Genomic DNA, 19,244 nt, shown 5'->3' with positions numbered 1-19,244 from the left:
GCGCCGCTTCTGCGTGCGCAGTGCAGAACTCTGGGGAGAACAAAGTGCACATCAATTGGGGTGGCCGTATCGTTGCGGCCGAGAAGCGCGGCGCTCGTCGCACGCGTACGGCACAGCTGTTGGGAGCTGTCGCCACCGCTCTGGCTGTGACCTTCGGCGCGCTCACCGTGCCCGCAGCCGCCGCGGCCGACACGACGCCGGCTCCAGGTACGCCGGAGACGTTCGCCGCCGATGCGCTGCCGACCGTGCAGATCGACGGTGTCGTCTACGCGCAGGAGGTCGTCGGCAACACGGTGTACGTCGGTGGCAGCTTCGCGCAGGCCCGACCGGCAGGCGCTGCCGCAGGAACGAACGAGACTCCGCGCGCCAACCTGCTCGCCTACGACCTGACCACGGGCAACCTGATCTCGTCGTGGAACCCGGGCACGAACGGCACCGTCCTCGACATCAAGAAGTCCGCCGACGGATCCCGCATCTACGTCGCCGGCATGTTCTCCCAGGCCGCCGGCGCCTGGCGCTACCGCATCGCGGCGTTCGACACCGCGACCGGCGCGCTCATCACGAACTGGGCCCCCGAGGCCAACGGCCGCATCGACGCGGTCTCCGTGACCGACTCCGCGATCTACCTCGCGGGAGAGTTCACGACCATCAACGGCACCCAGCGCACCAAGGTCGCGGCGGTCTCGCCTGCGAACGGTGCGGTGACCGCGTTCACCGCGGACGTGCAGGGCGGCTACGGTGCGAAGGGCATCGTCGTCTCCCCCGACCGCTCCAAGGTCGTCATCGCCGGATCGTTCACCTCCGTGAACGGCTCCACCAACCCCGGACGCGGCATCACCGCGCTCGACGCGAGCACCGGCACCCTGATGCCCTGGGCCATGAACAGCGTGCTCCGCAACGGCGGCACCGCGGCCGCGATGTACTCGCTGTCCTCCGACGGCGACAGCGTCTACGGCACGGGCTTCGACTACGGCGGGACCTCGCAGGACGGCTTCGAGGGCGGATTCCGCGCCAGTTGGGCCGACGGCAGCCTGATCTGGATGGAGGACTGCCACGGCGACAGCTACGACATCTCCCCGGTCGGCGACGTCATCTACGTCGTGGGTCACCCGCACTACTGCGGCAACGTCGCGGGCTTCCCCGAGACCAACCCGCGCTCGTACAAGCACTCGCTCGCATTCGCCAAGGCGCCGAGCGGCCAGCTGATCACGAACGACACGCAGGGCTACCGCAACTTCGCCGGCAACCCGGCAGGCTCGCTGCTGCAGTGGTACCCGGAGTACGTCCCCGGTAACTACACGGGTCAGTACCAGGGTCCGTGGCAGGTCTCGGCATCCGGCGACTACCTCCTCGTCGGCGGCGAGTTCCTCAAGGTGAACGGAGCGAGCCAGCAGGGCATCGTCCGGTTCGCGAAGAAGACCGTCGCACCCAACAAGCAGGGTCCGCAGGTGCAGGGCGGGGCATGGACGCTCAGCGCCACCTCGTTCCAGACCGGCGTGAACCGCCTCTCGTGGGCCGCGAACTACGACCGCGACAACCAGAGCCTGAAGTATCAGGTGTTCCGTCAGGACAAGGGCATGACGACGCCGATCTACGAGGTCGACCAGCTGTCGAACTTCTGGACGCGTCCCGCGATGTCCTACCGTGACACCACGGCAGTGCCCGGCACGACGTACAGCTACCGCGTACGAGCGATCGACGCCTACGGCAACAGCACGCAGGGCGATTGGACGCCGGTCACGACCGCGGCCGCCGGGGTCTCGACCTCCTATGACGACGCCGTGCTCACGAGCACGCCCATCGACTACTGGCCCCTCAACGAGAGCAGCGGCGCCGCCGGCTTCGACTGGTCCGGCGGCAACGACCTCGTCGTGACCAACGGCACCCGTGGCGCGACCGGTCCGGTCGGCACCTCGAGCGCGACCACGTTCACCGGCGCCTCCGGCTCCGGCGCACGCACGAGCAACAGCACCGCCGGCCCGCAGACCTTCACGGTCGAGGCCTGGTTCAAGACCAACAGCACGCGCGGCGGCAAGATCGTCGGCTTCGGCAACGCCGCGACCGGCAACTCGGGCAGCTACGACCGTCACGTCTACCTCGACAACTCGGGGCGGGTCACCTTCGGCGTCTACCCGGGCTCGACCAGCACCATCACGAGCGGCACCGGCTTCAACAACAACCAGTGGCACCACGTGGTGGCCTCGCTGAGCCCGGCCGGTCAGGTGCTGTACGTCGACGGCGTCAAGATCGGCGAGCGTACCGACACGACCTCGGCTCAGGACTACACGGGGTACTGGCGCATCGGCGGCGACAACTACGGGTCGTGGCCGAACACCGGAACGAGTGCGTACCTCGCCGGCTCGATCTCGAACGTCGCGATCTACGACCGTGCGCTCACCCGCTCGGAGGTCGACGCGCACTGGGTGGCCAGCGGCCGCACCAGCACGATCCCGGCGGCTCCCGCCGACTCCTACGGCAAGGCTGTCTTCGACCTCGATCCGACCCTGTACTGGCGTCTGAACGAGACCGGCACCGGCACCACCGCCGCGGACTCGGGCATCAACGCCTCGACCGGCACGTACACGGGCAACACGAGCGTGCTCGTGAAGAACCAGACCGGCGCGATCTCCGGCGTGAGCAACAAGGCCGTGCGCTGGGCGCCGACCACGAGCTCGACGACGGTGCGACTGGCCGGCACGAAGCAGTACACGGCTCCGCAGATCTTCTCGACCGAGGCGTGGTTCAAGACGACCACGACCGCCGGCGGCAAGATCGTCGGATTCGGCGACAGCAACAGCGGCCTCAGCAGCAGCAACGACCGCCACATCTACATGTCGCCCAACGGCACGCTGAACTTCGGCGTGTGGAACAACGCGCAGTTCAACATCAGCACCTCGGGCTCGTACAACGACGGCCAGTGGCACCACGTCGTGGGCTCGCTCTCGGGTGACGGCATGGCGTTCTACGTCGACGGAACGCTCGTCGGCACCAACGCGAACACGGTCGCACAGAACTACAGCGGCTACTGGCGGGTCGGTAACGACAGCGGCTGGGCCGGAGCGACGACCTTCACGGGCACGATCGACGAGGTCGCCGTGTACGGCAAGGCCCTGACGGCCGCGCAGGTGAGCGAGCACTACCAGCTCGGCGCCTTCGGCTCGGTGAACCAGGCCCCGACGGCCGCGTTCGGCTCGATCCCGACCGACCTGGCCGTCGCGTTCGACGCGTCGACCTCGGCCGACGCGGACGGCTCGATCGCCTCCTACGCCTGGGACTTCGGCGACGGCAACACGTCGACGGACGGCCCGACCGCCGCGCACACCTACACGGCGGGCGGCACCTACCAGGTGAAGCTCACGGTGAAGGACGACCGCGGCGCGACCGACAGCCTCACGCAGGCCGTCACGGTCCGGGCGGCCAACGTCCTTCCGACCGCCGCGTTCGACGCGACCGCGACCCACATGAACGTGGCCGTGGACGCCTCGACCTCGACGGATTCGGACGGCACGATCGCGACCTACTCCTGGTCCTTCGGCGACGGAGCGGTGGCCACCGGCAAGACGGCCACGCACAGCTACACGACGCCCGGCGAGTACACGGTCACGCTGACCGTGACCGACGACCGTGGCGGCAGCGCGACCATCAGCAAGCAGGTGACCGCGGCGCTCGCGCCCAACGTCCTGCCGACCGCTGCGCTCACGGTGACGATCACGAACCTGTCGGCTGCTCTCGACGCCTCGGCGTCGACGGATTCCGACGGACAGATCGTCTCCTACGCCTGGGACTTCGGCGACTCGACCAGCGCGACCACGACGACCCCGACCACGACGCACGACTACGCGGCTGGCGGCGCCTACACGGTCACCGTCACCGTCACGGACAACCGCGGCGGCACGGCATCCGCATCCAAGGGCCTGACCGCCGTCGAGCCTCCCAAGTTCACGGTGCTCGCGAGCGACAAGTTCCAGCGCACGGTGGCAGCCGGATGGGGGACCGCCGACAAGGGCGGTGCCTGGACCACCTCGGGCGGCAACGCGGCCTTCTCGGTCGACGGCACCACGGGGCGCATCGTCTCGAACATCTACGACACGCGCAGCACGCTGCTCACGGGCGTCTCGTCCAAGAACTCCGACATCACGGCGAAGTTCTCGGTGGACCGCACGGGCGCCGGGTACTCGTGGACGCTGATCGGCCGTCAGGTCGGCGCGGACAACTACTCGGCACGCGTGCGCTTCGAGGCCGGAAACACCATGCGGGTGTACATCCTGCGCGGTGAGACCGCGATCGGCAGCTCCTACGTGCTGCCCGGAACGTACACGCCCGGGACGGAGCTGTCGGTCCGGCTGCAGGTCACCGGCACCTCGCCGACGACCGTGCGGACGAAGGTCTGGCGCTCCGCGGATGCCGAGCCCACGGCGTGGCAGCTCTCGGGCACCGACACCACCGCGGCCCTGCAGGCGAACGGCTCCGTCGGACTCCTGACGTACCTCGGCGGCACCTCGGCCACGCCGAACGCCACGATGACCCTGAAGTCGCTCGAGGTGGTCGACCCGACCGCTCCGACCGCTCCGAACCAGCTCCCCACGGCGGCGTTCACGCCCACCGTGGCGGGTCTGAAGGTCACGGTCGACGGTTCGGCCTCGGCCGACTCCGACGGCACGATCGCAGGTTACGCGTGGAACTTCGGCGACGGCGGCACGGCCACCGGCGCGACGGCCACGCACACCTACACGACCGCCGGGACGTACAACGTGTCGCTGACCGTGACGGACGACCGCGGAGGCGTCGCGACGAAGACGACCGCCGTGACCGTGGCACCCGCGCCCAACCAGGCTCCGGTGGCGGCGTTCACGCCGACGGCGACGGGTCTGTCGGTGGCGGTGGACGGATCGGCGTCGGCGGATCCGGACGGCACGATCGCGTCGTACGCGTGGAACTTCGGCGACAACGGCACGGCCACGGGTGCGACGGCGTCGCACACGTACACCACGGCCGGCACCTACCAGGTCACCCTCACGGTGACGGATGACAAGGGCGCGACGAACACGGTCACCAAGCCCGTCACGGTCACGGCTCCTCCGGCGAACGCGCCTCTGGTCACCGACACGTTCACCCGCACGGTCCCGTCCGGCGGGTGGGGCACGGCCGATCTCGGCGGCGCGTGGACGTTGCAGGGCGGTGCCGCGGCGTACTCCGTGAACGGCACGGGCGGTGTGGTGTCGATGGCTCCGTCGCAGACGCGCACGGCACGCCTGGGATTGTCGGGCACGGATGCCGTGGTCCGGGTGTCGGTCGCGGCCGACCAGGTCGCCACCGGCGGTGCGGCGACGGCGACCGTGATCGGTCGTCAGGTCGCCGGGTCCAACTACTCGGCCCGGGTCCGGTTCGAGGTCGGCGGCGGGGTGCGCCTGTACCTGCTGCGCGACGAGACCGCACTGGGCTCGTACCTGATGCCGGGTGTGACCTACACGCCGGGAACCGTGCTGAACGTGGCTCTGTCGGTCACCGGCACGAACCCGACGACCCTGTCCGCGAAGGTCTGGAAGGCCACGGACGCCGAGCCGGCGACGTGGCAGGTCACCGCGACCGACACCACCGCGGCCATGCAGACCGCCGGCACCGTCGGACTCATGAACACCGTCTCGGGAGCATCCACCCTCCCCGCCACCGTGTTCACCTGGGACGACCTCACCATCACCAAGCAGTAAGCCAGGTCGCCCGCACACAGCACACACCACCCACGACACCGGGGCCCCGCGAGAGATCGCAGGGCCCCGATGCCGTATACGGGCAGCGCCGTCTACGGGCAGCGCCGTCGACAGGCAGCATCCCTGCCGCGTCCAGCGACCGCGCGCCCGCGTCTGAGGCGGGGCGCCCCGGGGGAAGGGGCGGATGCGATCAGCGTTCGAAGCTGACGAAGTCCCGGTCGGTCGCTCCCGCCGGGGACCGCTGCGGACGCGGGACCATGACCAGCGCGACGCCGAGGATCAGCGTGGCGATCGAGGTCGAGAAGAAGGGCGCGAACAGCGAGTCCCAGAAGATCTGGATCGTGAGGAAGATCGTCAGGCCGCTCGCCTGGCGCTGCGCGACCTGCGAGGCGGTCCCGAGGCCCACCACGACGAGGAGGACGATCAGCAGCGCGGCCCCGAACAGGCCGAAGCGGATCCACAGGTCGCCGAGCATCGAGTGCACCTCGAAGCCGTTGCCGAACATGTACCTCTCGACGTAGCCGTTGTTCGGGTCGTAGTTGAGCCGCGCCATGCCGGCCTTGGCGATCATCAGATCGATGCCGTTCGCGAGCGTGCCCGAGCCGAGGCCGAACGGGTTTGCGGCGATGAGCTCACTCGAGGCGCCCAGCTCGGGCCGACCACCGAGGATGAGTGAGCCCGACTGCGCGATCTGCTCCTCCGATCGCACGGCGGCCGCCCGACCGAACCATCCCTCGAGGATGAACGACTGCAGTGCGAAGTAGCCGATCACGGCGACGAATCCGAAGACGGCGAGGGTCCGCACGGTCGAGGAGCTCTTCGACAGCCGGGCGCTGAGCGCCTGCCACATCACGAGCGCCGCGGCGACGAGGAGCATGGAGCCGGCCGAACGGGAGTCGTTGAGGGCGGAGACGACGCCGAGCAGCAGCAGGGCGAGGACTTCGAGCCACAGCCTGCGGCTGAGCATGCAGAGCGCGAGGACGACGACGGTCGCGGGCACCGACAGGTCGAACTTCCAGATGTTGTCGGTGTTGACACCGTGCAGCACGACGCCCGCCGTCAGGCCGAAGCCGTACCAGAGGGCCGTCGGGGCCGTGCCGAGGATCGTGCGCGCCCAGACCACGACGCCGATCCCACAGATCAACCCCAGCAGTGAGAACGTGTTCTGCTGCATCATCGAGTCGCTCGTGGGGTGGTCGCCCGCGAAGAAATCGGTCAGCACGAGACCGCTGATCATCGTGAGACCGCCGAGGCTGACGATCGTGGAACCGCCGCGCATCCTCCACATCGCCACGATCCACACCGGGAGCAGCAGGAGGCTCAGCACGATGCCCGCGGTCACTCCCTGGAGCAGAGTGACGCGGGCGGCGATGATGACGCAGGCGAGGGCGGCGACGATCTTCACGTCGGCTCTTCCTCACCGTTCGACGGGGGAGTGCCCATGAGGCGCTCCCGGTGGCGGGAGATGTACACGGCGAACGGGACGATCTGGAACACGAGCACCGAGAACGCGTTCGCGAGCACGGGCCCGGCTGAGCCGAGCGAGGGCGTGATGAGCAGGGCCAGAGTGATGGTCGAGACCGTCATGAGCGCGACGGGGATCATCTGGAATCGGATGCCCGCCTCATCCATCAGGAACATGCCCAACGGGTAGAGCGCGGCCTGGCACACGACCATGAGCCCGAAGGCGAGCACGGTGGTCCCCGCGACGTCGAGGGTGCCGTCGGTGATGAACGCGAACAGCCAGGGGGACACGGCCCACACGATCGCGCAGATGACGGCGGCTCCTCCGGCGAACAGCGCCGCGATCAGGTACGGCCCGCGGGCGAGCGTGCCGCGTGATCGCGCGCGTGTGAACAGCGGCCACAGGGCGAGGCCGCCCGCGGCGACCACGCCGTTGATCGCGAAGAACACCTGTCCGACCGCGCCGTACTCGGCGACGTCATGCGTCGTGCCGGACTGCGCCAGCACATAGCGCAGCAGCGCGACGGAGAGGGGAGCCGAGACGAGCTGCACGAGCATCGGCCAGCCCACGTGCATGACCCGCACGCCGGGCACGCGGCGCACGCGGGGGACGTCCCGCAGCGCACGTCCGAGCATCGGCGACAGCGCCGTGACCGCGAAGAGGAACCCCGTCGCGGCGATGAGGAACCCGGAGACCATCGACGACAGCGCGAGGAAGGTGCCGGCCGAAGGCGGCGCGAACGACACCAGAAGCCAGACGAGGAGCAGGTTCAGGGGTCCCTGGGCGGCCTGGATGAGGATGATCCAGTGGTTCTTGTGCAGGCCGAGGAGAACGCGCTGCCAGATCCCGAGCGGGATGCCGAGGCAGAAGATCATGAGCGATGTGAACGCCGCGAGATCGGCGCCGGGGAGGCTGCCCGCTTCGCCCAGGATCACGGTCCATGCGCCGGTGAGGTAGAGGATCGCGTTCACGACCATGCCGATGCCTGCGAAGCCGACCATGATGCGACCGACCGTGGTCAGCTGCGCCCGGATCACGCGGTCGCCCCGAGGGTCGTCGCTCACCGCGATGCTGTTGACCAGCACGGCGCCCGAGCCGAGATCCGAGAACGAGATGAGTCCGGGCAGCGACGCCACGAGCGTGTACAGCGCGTAGTACTCGACGCCAGGGCCGCCCAGGATGAGCCTGACCGTGAGCACGCCGCACACGAGCGAGATCGCCATCGACAGGGCCCTCGCTCCGAGGGCGAGCAGTACGCTCATGCGTCGCCGGCGTCGCGGTCGGTCTCTCCTGCGGTCAGCGCGGCCTTCTTGCGCTTGGTCGAGCGCGACCAGGTGCGAGAGGGGGCGTCGGGCACGTAGTAGGGGCTGCTCTCGTTGCGCTTGACCGCGTTGAGCACGATGCCGACGACGTCCTTCTTGGTCGACTTGAGCGTGCTGAGCACGGCGCTGATCTGCTTGCGGCGCGTGCGGCCGGATCGGGCGACGACGAGCACGCCGTCGGACAGGTCGGCGAGCCACAGCGCATCCGAGACGACGAGGGCGGGCGCGCTGTCGACGATCACGTACTCGTAGCGCTCGCGCGCCTCGGCGACGAGCTCGCGCAGGCGGTGCGAGGTGATCAGCTGCCCCGGGTTCGGAGCGGTCGCGCCCCCGGCGATGATGTCGATGTTCATGGCCTCGGAATGCTGAACGGCCTCGTCGAAGGTCACGTCTCCCACGAGGATCGAGGTGACCCCGACCGCGCCTTCCAGCTGCAGAGCCGTGGCGACGGAGGAGCGCCGCAGGTCGGCGTCGATCAGCAGCACGTCGTGGTTCGACTCGGCGAGGGCCGCGGCGAGGCCGATGCTCACCGAGGACTTGCCCTCGTGGGGCGCGGACGATGTCATCATGACGACCTGCAGGTCACGATCCACGGCCACGTACTTGAGATTGGCGGCCAGGGCGCGGAAGGACTCCGCCGAGCGGCTGTCGCGGCTGCGCAGCATGGTCGACAGGATCGTGTAGGTGCGTCGCCAGGCGACGATCTCGCCGATCACCGGGGCGTCGGTGACCGCGGCGATGTCGGAGCGCTCGCTGATGCGGGTGCCCAGCACGCGGCGGAACAGTGCGTAGGCGACGCTGAGTCCGAATCCGATCGCGGCGCCGATGATCGCGAACAGACGCGTGTTGGGTCCGATGGGCGCCTGCGGCTCGCGTGCGGGCGCGATCGTCTCGAGTCGCACGGCCGGTGCACCCTCGGAGTCGCTCGGCGAGACCTCCGCGACGGCGCCGATGAGCGAGTCGGTGATGGCGGCGGCGGTCTCCTGCGCGCGCTCCTTGTCGGTGTCGGTGACAGAGATCTCGATCACCACCGTGTTGAGGGTGTTCACGACCGACACGCGCTTCGCGAGCTGCGTCGCCGTCTCATCGAGCTCGAGGTCCTCGATCACCGGGGTGAGGACGAGCGGGGACGAAGCGAGCACGGCGTAGGTCTGCACGAGGCTCTGCACGTAGCTGGACCCCTGGACCAGTTCGTTGGTGCTGTCGCCGCGCTGGGGGATGACCATCACCGCTGCGGTCGAGCTGTACTCCGGAGGGAGCGTGCGCGAGTAGCCGAAGGCGGCACCGGCGCCGATGATGGTCAGTGCGACGATGACGATCCACTGCCGACGCAGTGCGTCTATGTAGTCCTGCAGTGTCATGAAGCTCCCTCTCCCCCTGCCCGAGCGCGCCGTCTTCTCACGAAGAGACTCGACCGAGGCTATTCTCCCCTGAGTCCTGCATTCCGGCGACGCTCTCGATCGTCGCCGTGATCTGTCTGTGGTACCCCGCTGTGGAATGCCGGGACGCTGCGATGGTCGCGGCGACCGGCGCCTCCGTCGTGACCTCCGTCCACCGGCCGACCAGATCCTCGACGGCGTCCGCCACCGCGGAGATGTCGCCCGGCGCGACGGTGCGCGCGGTCGGGTACCCGGCCACGGCCTCGCGCAGACCGGCGAGATCGCTCACGATCACGGGACGACCGGCGAGGACCGCCTCGACCGCGGTGTTGCCGAACGATTCGTCGGTGCGCGACGGCATGACCATGACATCGCACTCCGCGAGGTGCGGCCAGACGTCGGCGTCGTAGCCGTGCATCGTCACGACCTCGGTCAGCGACTCGGCGGCGATCTGCTGGGCGAGCTCCGCCGAGTACCACTCGTAGCCGCGGAAGACGTCGCCGACGATGTCGAGCCGCGCGTCGTGCCCGCGTTCCCGAAGTGCGGCGACCGCGGCGACCACGACGTCAGGCGCCTTGCGCGGCGAGAGACGGCCGACGTACCCGATGCGGATCTCGTCGAGGCGCTCGCGGAGCGGCGAGGGCTGCGCGGGTCCGGGGATCGGATTGAGGACGACACGGATCCGGCGACGCAGGGCCGGCAGGGAGCGTTGCAGCAGATCGGCCGTGAACCCACTGTTCGCGACCACGACGTGCGACCACAGCTGTGGGAGGTAGAGGAACGCGCGCAGCGCCCACGGCGAGCCGGACTCGGCCTCGTGCACGTGCGTCACGGTCGGCACACGGCGCAGGCGGAGCAGCATCGGCCAGTGAGGGAGGATCACGGTGCTCACGTAGGCGGCATCCGGACGGTGGCGTGAGACGAGCCGCCACGAGTCGATGAATCCGCCGACGGCGGAGGCGATCAGCGTGAGCCAGTTGCGTGGGCGCAGCAGATGTTTGCGCAGCACGAACATGCGAGTCACGATCACGCGCACGCCGTGCTCCTCCAGCGCGGCGACCAGCGGACCGTCCTCAGGGAGGGCCGCGATCACGTCATGCCCGGCAGCGGCGAGTCCGGCCGCGGATTCGAGAGTGACCCGGTCCGCGCCGTAGAGCTCAGCCCCGGGGTGGGCGATGAGAACCAGCACCGGCGACCACCCTCCCCTCCTGCTCCGGGCCGTCCGGTTCGATACCGGCGGTGTGTGAGATCATTCTTACCGTGTCCATGCGGTCGTGGGTGGACCGTCGGGATCTGGGGTCCCGAAGACGAGCACTGGTGATGGGAACCGGGATGACTGAGAGCGTCTTGTTCGTGTGTGCGCAGAACATCTGCCGCTCGCCGCTGATGGCCGCTGCCTTCCAGGAAGCGCTGCGTGCAGAGGGCGAGCTCGGCTTGGGAGGCTCGGACTGGGCTGTCGAGTCGGTCGGCACCGTGGCATCCGAGGGGCGCGACGCGTGCCGTGTGTCGGTCGACATCGTGCCTGCCGCCGCGGAGCACCGCTCGGTGCGGCTGGAGGCCGAGGACCTCGACGTCGCCGACCTCGTGATCGCGGCGTCGCTCGAGGAGCGTTCGCTGATCGCTCGGATGCGGCCGCAGTCCCGCTCGCGCACCTTCACGCTGCGTGAGGCGCTGCTGCTGGGCGAGCGGCGCATCACCGCATCCTCGCTCGAGGAGTACGCCGCGGCGCTGGATTCGCGCCGGGGGACGCTCGACCTGCCCCGGCCGTCGGCGCTGCCGTGGCGGCGCGCCGACGACCCGCTGGACGTGATCGACGTGCACCAGCTCGGCACCCGCGCGCACCGCAAGGGCCTCGAGAAGGCCGCCGCCGACACGCGGTTGCTCGCCTCCCGCCTGCGACGCGATCTCGCGCCGACGCCCTGAGCCCAGGTCGGGCGACTCACCACTCCTCCGCGCGGCGGCGCGCCCTCCGTGCGACGCGGTGCACGCTGTGCTCCGAGGCGAGTCGACGAGCGAGGTCCTCGTACGCGTCCGCGACGTCCTCCCAGCGGAAGGCCTCGCGGGCACGCCGCTGGGCGCTCGCACCGAGCTCGCGGGTGCGATCCGCATCGGCCTCCGCCTCTTCGAAGGCGCTCGCCGCGGCATCCGGGGCTGTGAAGAACCATCCCTCGCCGTCGAGCACCTCGCGGTTGAACGAGACGTCGAAGGCGATGACGGCGGTGCCGGCGCCCATGGCGCGCAGCAGGGAGGGGTTCGTCCCGCCGACGGAATGCCCGTGGCCGTAGGTGAGCGCGTGGAAGTAGAGGGCGTCGAGCAGCTCCTGATCGAAGACGCCGCCGACGAGACGGATGCGGTCGTCGCCGGCGGCCGCCGTCTGGATGCGCTGCGTGTACTCGCTGCTGTAGGGCGCCGAGCCGACCACGACAAGGGGAAGGACAGCTGCGCTGCGTCGGTACCCCTCCACGATCTCGAGCACGTGGTTCTCGGGTTCGAAGCGCGCGACGACGAGGTGATAGCCCTGTGTCGTGAGGCCGAGCTCCTCGATGCGCCCCTGCGGGACGGACTCGAGGATGGGGGCTCCGTAGCGGATCATCTCGGTCGGCACCTGGAACTGGTGTGCATAGTAATCGGCGATCCCGGGGGCGTCAGCGATCAGCGCGTCGGCCGTGCGCACCCCGAACTGCTCCGCCCAGCGGTAGTACGCCTTGCCGCGCGGGCCCCACTTCGACCTGCGCCACTCCAGGCCGTCCATGTGCAGGGCGGTGGGTGCGCGACGCAGACGCAGGAGCGGGAGGAACGGCGAGTTGGCCGCGTTGAACACGAAGGTCGCGTCGGGCCGACGTCGGAACATCAGATGCAGGGTCGAGAGTCCGGTGTGGCTGAGAGTCTCGATCTGCTTGACCGGGATCGCGGGCAGATGGACGACCCGCATGCCGAGGTACTCCTTGTCGCGGCTCTCCGACCCGCGCGTGTACACGACGACCTCGTGCCCCCGTTCGGCGAGACGCCGTCCGACCTCCTCGATCGCGGTCTCGAAACCTCCGTAGGCCGCGGGCACTCCCCGCGTCCCCACCATCGCGATGGTGAGGGCGTTCCCCTTGCTCATGGATTCAGTATGCCCCGCTCGGCTGCACCATGACGCGGGCGGTACGCCACATGATCTGCAGGTCGTTCATGACCGACCAGTTCTCGACGTAGCGCAGGTCGAGGCGCACGCTCTCGTCCCACGAGAGGTCGCTGCGCCCGGACACCTGCCACAGCCCGGTGATGCCCGGCTTGATGTAGAGGCGGCGGTACACGGTGCCGTCATAGGCGGTGACCTCGCTGGGCAGCGGCGGACGGGGGCCGACGACGCTCATGTCGCCCACCAGCACGTTCCAGAACTGCGGCAGCTCGTCGAGCGACAGCTTGCGCAGCACACGCCCGACGCGGGTCACGCGCGGGTCGTCCTTCATCTTGAAGAGCAGACCGGCGCCCTCGTTCTGCTCCTTGAGGGCGGCGAGCTGCTGCTCGGCATCCGTCTTCATGGAGCGGAACTTCACGATGCGGAACGTCCGACCGTCCCGACCCACGCGCTCCTGCAGGAAGAACAGCGGACCCGGCGAGTCGAGCTTCACGAGCAGTGCGAGGATCGGCGTGATCAGCGCGATCGGGATGAGTGCGACGGTCGCGACGGCGATGTCGAGCGCGCGCTTGAGGAGGTGCTGACCGCCCTCGTAGGAGGGGATCTGCACCTGGATGAGCGGGAGTCCCTCGACGGGGGCGAAGGAGATGCGGGGGCCCGCGACGTCGGTGAGACGGCTGGACAGGACGAGCTCCGCAGCCGTGCCCTCGAGCTGCCAGCTGAGCTTCTTGACGAAGTCGGGCTCGCCGTCGGGCCGGCTCGCGACGATGATGGTGTCCGCACCGAGCTGGGCGGCGACCGCCGACACCGTGTTCACGTTGCCGATGACGGGGAACTTCGCGCCCCCGACCTCGACGTCCCTCGCGTTGCCGTCGAGCAGCGTGGTCCCGACGACCTGATAGCCCGACGCTCCGATCGGGTGGAGGGTGCGGACGACGTACTCGACGTCGTCCCTGTCGCCGACGACGAGCGTGCGCGAGACGAACAGTCCCCGCGCACGCTGCGCCGCCAGCCAGTTCCGCCACACCCAGCGGGTGATGAGCAGTGTGAGACCGCCGAGCGGCAGGCAGACGAGCAGCACGAGCTGCATCGTCTGCCAGCCGAGCACGACAGCCAGCATGGCGATGATCCCAAACGCCAGTCCGGTGGCGTGCACCACTCCGCGGTACTCGGTTGCGCTGGCGCGGAACAGCGCTGCATCACGGGTATGCAGGGCGCTGAGCATCAGATACCAGAGCGCAGCCAGCGGGATGCCGTTCCCCAGGGCCTCTTCCCCTGTGACACCGGTCATCAGCTGGATCGCTGCTGTGATCGCGACGGCGGACAGGATGACCCCAGCATCCGAGATCCGAAGTCGCATCCGATAACGCCGTTCCCACTGACGGCGTCGCTCCAACGTTGCGGACGCGCGCGGCGTGACCACCGTGCGCGTGACCGACTTGGTGGCTCGCGGTGCGGCGACCGGCGCGAAGACCGAACCCGTGCGAGTGATGCTCAGAGCATCCTCGACGGAAGTCATGCCGAGGCCTCGTGAGCCGTGTATGTGCGCAGAAATCCCCGATGCGACATGTGTTTCCCCAGTGTTCCCCAGAAACCGGGGACCCCACGTCCCCGGAAACGTCTGCAACCCGACCCCTCGGGACCTGCCGTGATCCGTGATCCCACATCACGGGCGCTCGCACCGTCCCACACGGTGCATGCATGCAGCAGGTACTGCAGACTTTCGTTCACTCTAGCGGATGCGGCCGTTCAGCGGAAGGTAATTCCGTCGTGTGGACGAAACGAATTCCCCATCGCCCGTCCTGCGGCGGATGCGCATGGGTAGTCTGTCCGCGTGACGACAGCCGCGACGCCCCGATTCCACCTGAGCCGGATGCGTCCGCGCGACCCCTCGCAGCCGCACCGAGCGGCCAGTTCGCTCGAGCTCTTCTTCGACCTGGTCTTCGTCGTCTCGGTGAGCATCGCCTCCGCGCAGCTGCACCATGCGCTCTCGCACGCCGACTTCCTGCACGGGATCACCTCGTACGCCATGGTGTTCTTCGCCATCTGGTGGGCGTGGATGAACTTCACCTGGTTCGCGACGTCCTTCGACACGGACGACTGGCTGTATCGCGTCACCACGATCGTGCAGATGGGCGGTGTGCTCGTGCTCGCCGCAGGACTGCCCGCAGCGTTCGAGCACGGAGACTTCACGGTCCCCGTGCTCGGCTACATCGTGATGCGCGTCGCGATGATCGCGCAGTGGCTCCGTGCCACACGCGGGGCCGGGGAGCTGCGTACGGCGACCCGGCGGTACGCGTTCGGCATCGCCGGCGTGCAGGTGCTCTGGGTGCTGTTCCTGCTCATTCCCGCCGGTCCCGCGCAGATCGCCGCTTTCATCGCGTTCGCTCTGATCGAGGTCGGCATCCCGGTCTTCGCGGAGTACCGACGGCAGACACCGTGGCATCCCCATCACATCACCGAGCGCTACGGGCTCTTCACCCTGATCGTGCTGGGCGAGAGCCTGCTGGCGTCCGCGAACGCGATCATCGACGCGAGTCACGAGCTGGAGTCCTTCGTACCGCTCATCTCGATCTCAGTGCTCACGCTCGTGGTCACGGCGTCCCTGTGGTGGGTCTACTTCTGGCCGCCGCACCACCGCGCGATCACGACGTTCGCGCGGTCGCTGCGCTACGGCTACATCCACTACTTCGTGTTCGCCGCTGCGGCCGCGTTCTCGGCCGGCATCGAGGTCGAGCTCGATGTGCTGACGGGCAAGAGCCACCTGTCGAGCGTCGTCGCGTCGTTCACGGTGACGATCCCGATCGCGCTGTTCCTGCTGGGCATCTGGTGGATCGCGATCCGGGAGAACGCGGATGCCGTCGTCAACGCGGTCGTTCCGGTGGGGGCGGGGCTCGTGCTGCTCGACCCGGTGCTCCCGATCCCCGTCGCGATCACCGCGGTCGTGATGGTCGTGATCGTCGTGGTGCTCGTGCTCCGTCCGCCGGTCACGCGCGAATCGACGAACCAGGGTGCATAGGTTTTACATAGCGGTGACATAGGTCACTGATCGTCCGCTCCGTGACGATGGGGTCATCGACACCCCGTCCCCGAGAGGAGCACGATCATGAGCCGCATCCCCGAACCTGTCCAGACCCCCGAGGGCCCCGCCTACGAGGGCCGCCTCCTCGACCGCGCCGACGAGGAGGTGGTCGACCAGGGCGCGGCCTTCGACATCCGCACTCTCGTCTCGCGGCGAGGCGTGCTCGGTCTCGCCGGCCTCGGGGTCGGCGCCGTCGTCCTCGCGGCCTGCGCCCCGACCGCCTCCGGCTCGAGCGGCACGGGCACCGCCGGCACCCCGACCGCGACGCCCGAGAGCACGAACGGATCGACGGCCACGGTCGCCGGCGAGATCCCCGACGAGACGGCCGGCCCTTACCCGGGCGACGGGTCGAACGGCCCCGACGTGCTGGAGGAGACCGGCATCGTGCGCCAGGACATCACGACCTCGATCGACGGGGGCGCCACCGCCGAGGGCATCCCGCTGACCTTCGAGTTCCAGGTCCTCGACATGGCGAACGGCAGCGTGCCGTTCGAGGGCGTCGCGGTCTACGCCTGGCACTGCACGGCGCAGGGCGAGTACTCGATGTACTCCTCCGGCCTCGAGGACGTCACGTACCTGCGCGGAGTGCAGGTGGCGGATGCCGATGGGCGTGTCTCGTTCACCTCGATCTTCCCCGGGTGCTACTCCGGACGCTGGCCGCACATCCACTTCGAGGTGTATCCCGACGTCGATTCGATCACGGACTCGACGAACGCCATCGCGACCTCGCAGCTGGCGCTCCCCGAGGACACCTGTTCCGCGGTGTACGCGGACTCGCGCTACGACGGCTCCGCGCAGAACCTCGCGCAGACGAGCCTCGCGAGCGACAACGTGTTCGGCGACGACGCGGCGGCGCTCCAGCTCGCCGCGGTCTCGGGCGACACTGCGAGCGGCTACATCGCGAGCCTCGTCGTCGGGGTCGACACGACCACCGCGCCCACCGCCGGATCGGCTCCTTCGGGTGGTTCGGGAGGACCGGGTGGCGGTCCCGGTGGCGGGGGAGAGCCGCCTGCACGCTGACCGATCGGGGCCCCCGCGCGGCGCGGACTCCCACATCACCACCGAAGGAGAGAACCATGTTGCAGAACCTCACGGGCTGGCACGCCCTCATCATCCTCGCGATCGTCGTCCTGGTGTTCGGCGCAGCGAAGCTCCCGGCGCTCGCGCGCAGCGTCGGCCAGTCCATGCGCATCCTCAAGTCCGAGGTCGCGGAGTCCGCGCCCGCCGAGGGGGCATCCGCCGCTCCCGGACGGGCCGATCCCGCGATGCCCGTCACCGTGTCCGCGTCGCGAGTCGACCCGGCGCGCCCGGCGCTGAGCCCGGGGGAGTAGCCGTGACCGCGCTCGCCACGACGACGACGGATCCAGGAGCCGGACTCCGCATGCCGCTCTCCGCGCATCTGCGGGAAGCGCGCACGCGCGGCTGCCGTGCCGCGATCGCCCTGGTCGTCGGCGTCGTGGCGGGCTACCTGCTGGCGGACCAGATCATGGACCTGGTCCGCGGTCCCATCGAGGAGCTCGCCGCCTCGCGGGATGCGAGCCTCAACTACGACAGCATCACCGGGGCGTTCGACCTCAAGCTCAAGATCGCGCTGTTCGCCGGTGTCGCGCTGTCGAGCCCCGTGTGGATGCACGAGCTCCTCGCCTTCCTCGCTCCCGGCCTCGACCGTCGAGAGAGGCGCTACACGTTCGGCTTCCTCGCGGCGGCGGTCCCCCTCTTCGCGCTCGGGTGCACGACCGGGCTCCTGCTGTTCCCGCACATGGTCGAACTGCTCGCCGGATTCGCGTCCACCGAGGACAGCACCCTCCTTCAGGCGTCCGCGTACGTCGACTTCATCCTCAAGATCGTGCTCGCGACCGGCATCGCGTTCGTCCTGCCGGTGTTCGTCGTCGTGCTCAACCTGCTGGGCGCCCTGTCGGCGAGGTCCATCGCCGCGAGCTGGCGCGTCGTCGTCGTGGCGATCGTGCTCTTCGGCGCGATCGTCACCCCCGCGGCCGACGTGCTGTCGATGTTCCTCGTCGCCGTGCCGATGACCCTGCTCTTCCTCGCCGCGCTGCTGATCGCGTGGTGGCACGACCGCGCCGTCGTCCGGCTCGCGGCGTCGTCGTCCGAGCTCGCGACGGAGGTCTGACCGTGTTCGGGCTCACGATCGAGAAGCTGTTCCTCGTCGCCCTGCTCGCGGCCGTGATCATCGGGCCGCGGAGGCTCCCGGGGGTCGCCGCGAAGCTCTCCGCGCTGCTCGGCCAGGCCACGCGGATCGCTCGAGAGGCGGCTCGCCGGATCGAGGACGAGACCGGTGCGTCGACGATCCGCGAGGACTGGCGGGCGCTGGATCCCCGCCGGTACGACCCGCGCCGCATCATCCGCGAGGCCTGGGATGCCGATGCACGGGATGCCGGCGAGCACGATGCCGACGAACAGGCTGAGGGGCGGAGGTCGGAGTCGGGTGCGCCCGCGGAGCCCGACGCGCGGGAGGAACCGTCTCCTCCGGCACCGCCGCGACCGGCGGGCGCGTGGGTCGTGCAGGGATCCTCGGGGCATCCGCGCCGCGTGTGGGTCGCTGCGGAGGACTGATCCGATCGCGGTAGGCGCGGATCTGCTAGACTGGGCCACGCACCGTGCAGCCGTGTCCCCCTCTGGACCGCCACAGTGCCACTGATCAGGGCCATTCCGGACCACGCACATCGACGCGCGCGGCATCCGCCCCGATCTCACGATCTGCGGGCCGCGAACGCGCCCGCCGCACAGCAATGAGTACCAGCATGACCATGACCACCCTTCCGCCCTCCGACCCGCTGACCTGGAAACAGGCCGACATCGACGTGCACGTCGCGACGCGCGCCGGCGAGTTCGCCGGTTTCGTCGAGTTCGACGGCACCGCGCACCTCGCGCACGACCATCGCGGTGTCGAGCTCGGCGTCTTCGAGACCCTCGACGACGCGCGCCGTGCCCTCGAGGGCGCGCACGAGCCCGCTCGACGCCCGCTGACCTTCCCATTCGCTCTGCCGCGCGTGCTGCGGCGGCGTCCTCGTCGCGCCCGCGCCTGACTTCGGACGGGGCTTCCTGGGAGTGGACAGCAAGATGCCGAAGTATTCCCTGGGACGCATGGCGGACGGGTTAGCGTGAGGTAAGCGTTGGGCGATCTGCCTTGGGCTTTCCACAGC

At 69.3% G+C, this 19,244-nt stretch carries 14 protein-coding genes; 8 read left to right on the top strand and 6 right to left on the bottom strand.

Annotated features, from left to right (window positions below; translation table 11 throughout):
• Positions 1-44: 44 nt before the first annotated feature.
• Positions 45-5,708, top strand: coding sequence for a PKD domain-containing protein (locus MRBLMX7_RS07195; RefSeq protein WP_363367059.1), 5,664 nt, complete (start codon positions 45-47; stop codon positions 5,706-5,708).
• Between the two features lie 190 nt (positions 5,709-5,898).
• Here MRBLMX7_RS07195 and MRBLMX7_RS07190 read toward each other — a convergent pair whose 3' ends face one another.
• Genes MRBLMX7_RS07190 through MRBLMX7_RS07175 form a run of 4 tightly spaced genes read right to left on the bottom strand, consistent with a single transcriptional unit; the run spans position 5,899 to position 11,063 of the window.
• Positions 5,899-7,113 carry a hypothetical protein gene (locus MRBLMX7_RS07190; protein WP_363367057.1) on the bottom strand — a complete coding sequence of 405 codons (1,215 nt, stop codon included), beginning with the start codon at positions 7,111-7,113 and terminating at the stop codon, positions 5,899-5,901.
• Positions 7,110-8,435 (bottom strand): polysaccharide biosynthesis protein, encoded by a 1,326-nt coding sequence (locus MRBLMX7_RS07185; protein ID WP_363367055.1) that lies wholly within the window; start codon positions 8,433-8,435, stop codon positions 7,110-7,112. The genes MRBLMX7_RS07190 and MRBLMX7_RS07185 overlap by 4 nt, the downstream gene beginning before the upstream one ends.
• Entirely contained in the window at positions 8,432-9,856 is a 1,425-nt protein-coding gene (locus tag MRBLMX7_RS07180; RefSeq protein ID WP_363367054.1) for a polysaccharide biosynthesis tyrosine autokinase, read from the bottom strand. The genes MRBLMX7_RS07185 and MRBLMX7_RS07180 overlap by 4 nt, the downstream gene beginning before the upstream one ends.
• Before the next feature lie 37 nt (positions 9,857-9,893).
• On the bottom strand, positions 9,894-11,063 hold the full coding sequence (locus MRBLMX7_RS07175; protein WP_363367051.1) for a glycosyltransferase: 1,170 nt from the start codon (positions 11,061-11,063) through the stop codon (positions 9,894-9,896).
• 143 nt (positions 11,064-11,206) lie between these two features.
• On the opposite strand from MRBLMX7_RS07175, the gene MRBLMX7_RS07170 reads away from it, so the two are divergent.
• Entirely contained in the window at positions 11,207-11,797 is a 591-nt protein-coding gene (locus MRBLMX7_RS07170) for a hypothetical protein (protein ID WP_050721947.1), read from the top strand.
• 16 nt (positions 11,798-11,813) lie between these two features.
• Here the strand turns inward: MRBLMX7_RS07170 and MRBLMX7_RS07165 are convergent, their stop codons facing one another.
• Together MRBLMX7_RS07165 and MRBLMX7_RS07160 are read right to left on the bottom strand one after the other, a co-directional pair.
• Complete coding sequence (locus MRBLMX7_RS07165; protein WP_363367049.1) at positions 11,814-12,980, bottom strand: DUF1972 domain-containing protein; 1,167 nt, start codon at positions 12,978-12,980, stop codon at positions 11,814-11,816.
• 4 nt (positions 12,981-12,984) lie between these two features.
• On the bottom strand, positions 12,985-14,517 hold the full coding sequence (locus MRBLMX7_RS07160; protein WP_363367047.1) for a sugar transferase: 1,533 nt from the start codon (positions 14,515-14,517) through the stop codon (positions 12,985-12,987).
• A gap of 354 nt (positions 14,518-14,871) precedes the next feature.
• Between MRBLMX7_RS07160 and MRBLMX7_RS07155 the strand changes: the two genes are divergently transcribed.
• The 6 genes from MRBLMX7_RS07155 (at position 14,872) to MRBLMX7_RS07130 (ending at position 19,127) form a co-directional block, all read left to right on the top strand.
• Entirely contained in the window at positions 14,872-16,017 is a 1,146-nt protein-coding gene (locus MRBLMX7_RS07155) for a low temperature requirement protein A (RefSeq protein WP_363370855.1), read from the top strand.
• A gap of 87 nt (positions 16,018-16,104) precedes the next feature.
• On the top strand, positions 16,105-17,100 hold the full coding sequence (locus tag MRBLMX7_RS07150) for an intradiol ring-cleavage dioxygenase (protein WP_363367045.1): 996 nt from the start codon (positions 16,105-16,107) through the stop codon (positions 17,098-17,100).
• A 56-nt stretch (positions 17,101-17,156) separates the two neighbouring features.
• Positions 17,157-17,411, top strand: a complete 255-nt coding sequence (gene tatA / locus MRBLMX7_RS07145) for a twin-arginine translocase TatA/TatE family subunit (RefSeq protein ID WP_363367043.1) — start codon at positions 17,157-17,159, stop codon at positions 17,409-17,411.
• Positions 17,412-17,413: 2 nt separating this feature from the next.
• Positions 17,414-18,211: a twin-arginine translocase subunit TatC gene (gene tatC / locus MRBLMX7_RS07140; protein WP_363367041.1), complete on the top strand. Its 798-nt coding sequence runs from the start codon at positions 17,414-17,416 to the stop codon at positions 18,209-18,211.
• Positions 18,148-18,654 (top strand): Sec-independent protein translocase subunit TatA/TatB, encoded by a 507-nt coding sequence (locus tag MRBLMX7_RS07135; RefSeq protein ID WP_363370995.1) that lies wholly within the window; start codon positions 18,148-18,150, stop codon positions 18,652-18,654. The genes tatC and MRBLMX7_RS07135 overlap by 64 nt, the downstream gene beginning before the upstream one ends.
• A gap of 188 nt (positions 18,655-18,842) precedes the next feature.
• Positions 18,843-19,127, top strand: a complete 285-nt coding sequence (locus MRBLMX7_RS07130; protein ID WP_363367039.1) for a hypothetical protein — start codon at positions 18,843-18,845, stop codon at positions 19,125-19,127.
• Positions 19,128-19,244 lie beyond the last annotated feature (117 nt).

Origin of the sequence: Microbacterium sp. LMX7-1.2 (genome assembly GCF_040675935.1) — a bacterium.
GTDB lineage: Bacteria > Actinomycetota > Actinomycetes > Actinomycetales > Microbacteriaceae > Microbacterium.
The sequence above is the reverse complement of the archived record's forward strand: the minus strand, read 5'-3'. Positions and strand labels throughout refer to the sequence as shown.

Coding starts and splice junctions, on each gene's coding strand:
- MRBLMX7_RS07165 (WP_363367049.1), bottom strand. CDS start 12,980: ATGAGCAAGGGGAACGCCCTCACCATCGCGATGGTGGGGACGCGGGGA.
- MRBLMX7_RS07150 (WP_363367045.1), top strand. CDS start 16,105: ATGAGCCGCATCCCCGAACCTGTCCAGACCCCCGAGGGCCCCGCCTAC.
- MRBLMX7_RS07130 (WP_363367039.1), top strand. CDS start 18,843: ATGACCATGACCACCCTTCCGCCCTCCGACCCGCTGACCTGGAAACAG.
- MRBLMX7_RS07185 (WP_363367055.1), bottom strand. CDS start 8,435: ATGAGCGTACTGCTCGCCCTCGGAGCGAGGGCCCTGTCGATGGCGATC.
- MRBLMX7_RS07155 (WP_363370855.1), top strand. CDS start 14,872: ATGCGTCCGCGCGACCCCTCGCAGCCGCACCGAGCGGCCAGTTCGCTC.
- MRBLMX7_RS07180 (WP_363367054.1), bottom strand. CDS start 9,856: ATGACACTGCAGGACTACATAGACGCACTGCGTCGGCAGTGGATCGTC.
- tatA (WP_363367043.1), top strand. CDS start 17,157: ATGTTGCAGAACCTCACGGGCTGGCACGCCCTCATCATCCTCGCGATC.
- MRBLMX7_RS07170 (WP_050721947.1), top strand. CDS start 11,207: ATGACTGAGAGCGTCTTGTTCGTGTGTGCGCAGAACATCTGCCGCTCG.
- MRBLMX7_RS07160 (WP_363367047.1), bottom strand. CDS start 14,517: ATGACTTCCGTCGAGGATGCTCTGAGCATCACTCGCACGGGTTCGGTC.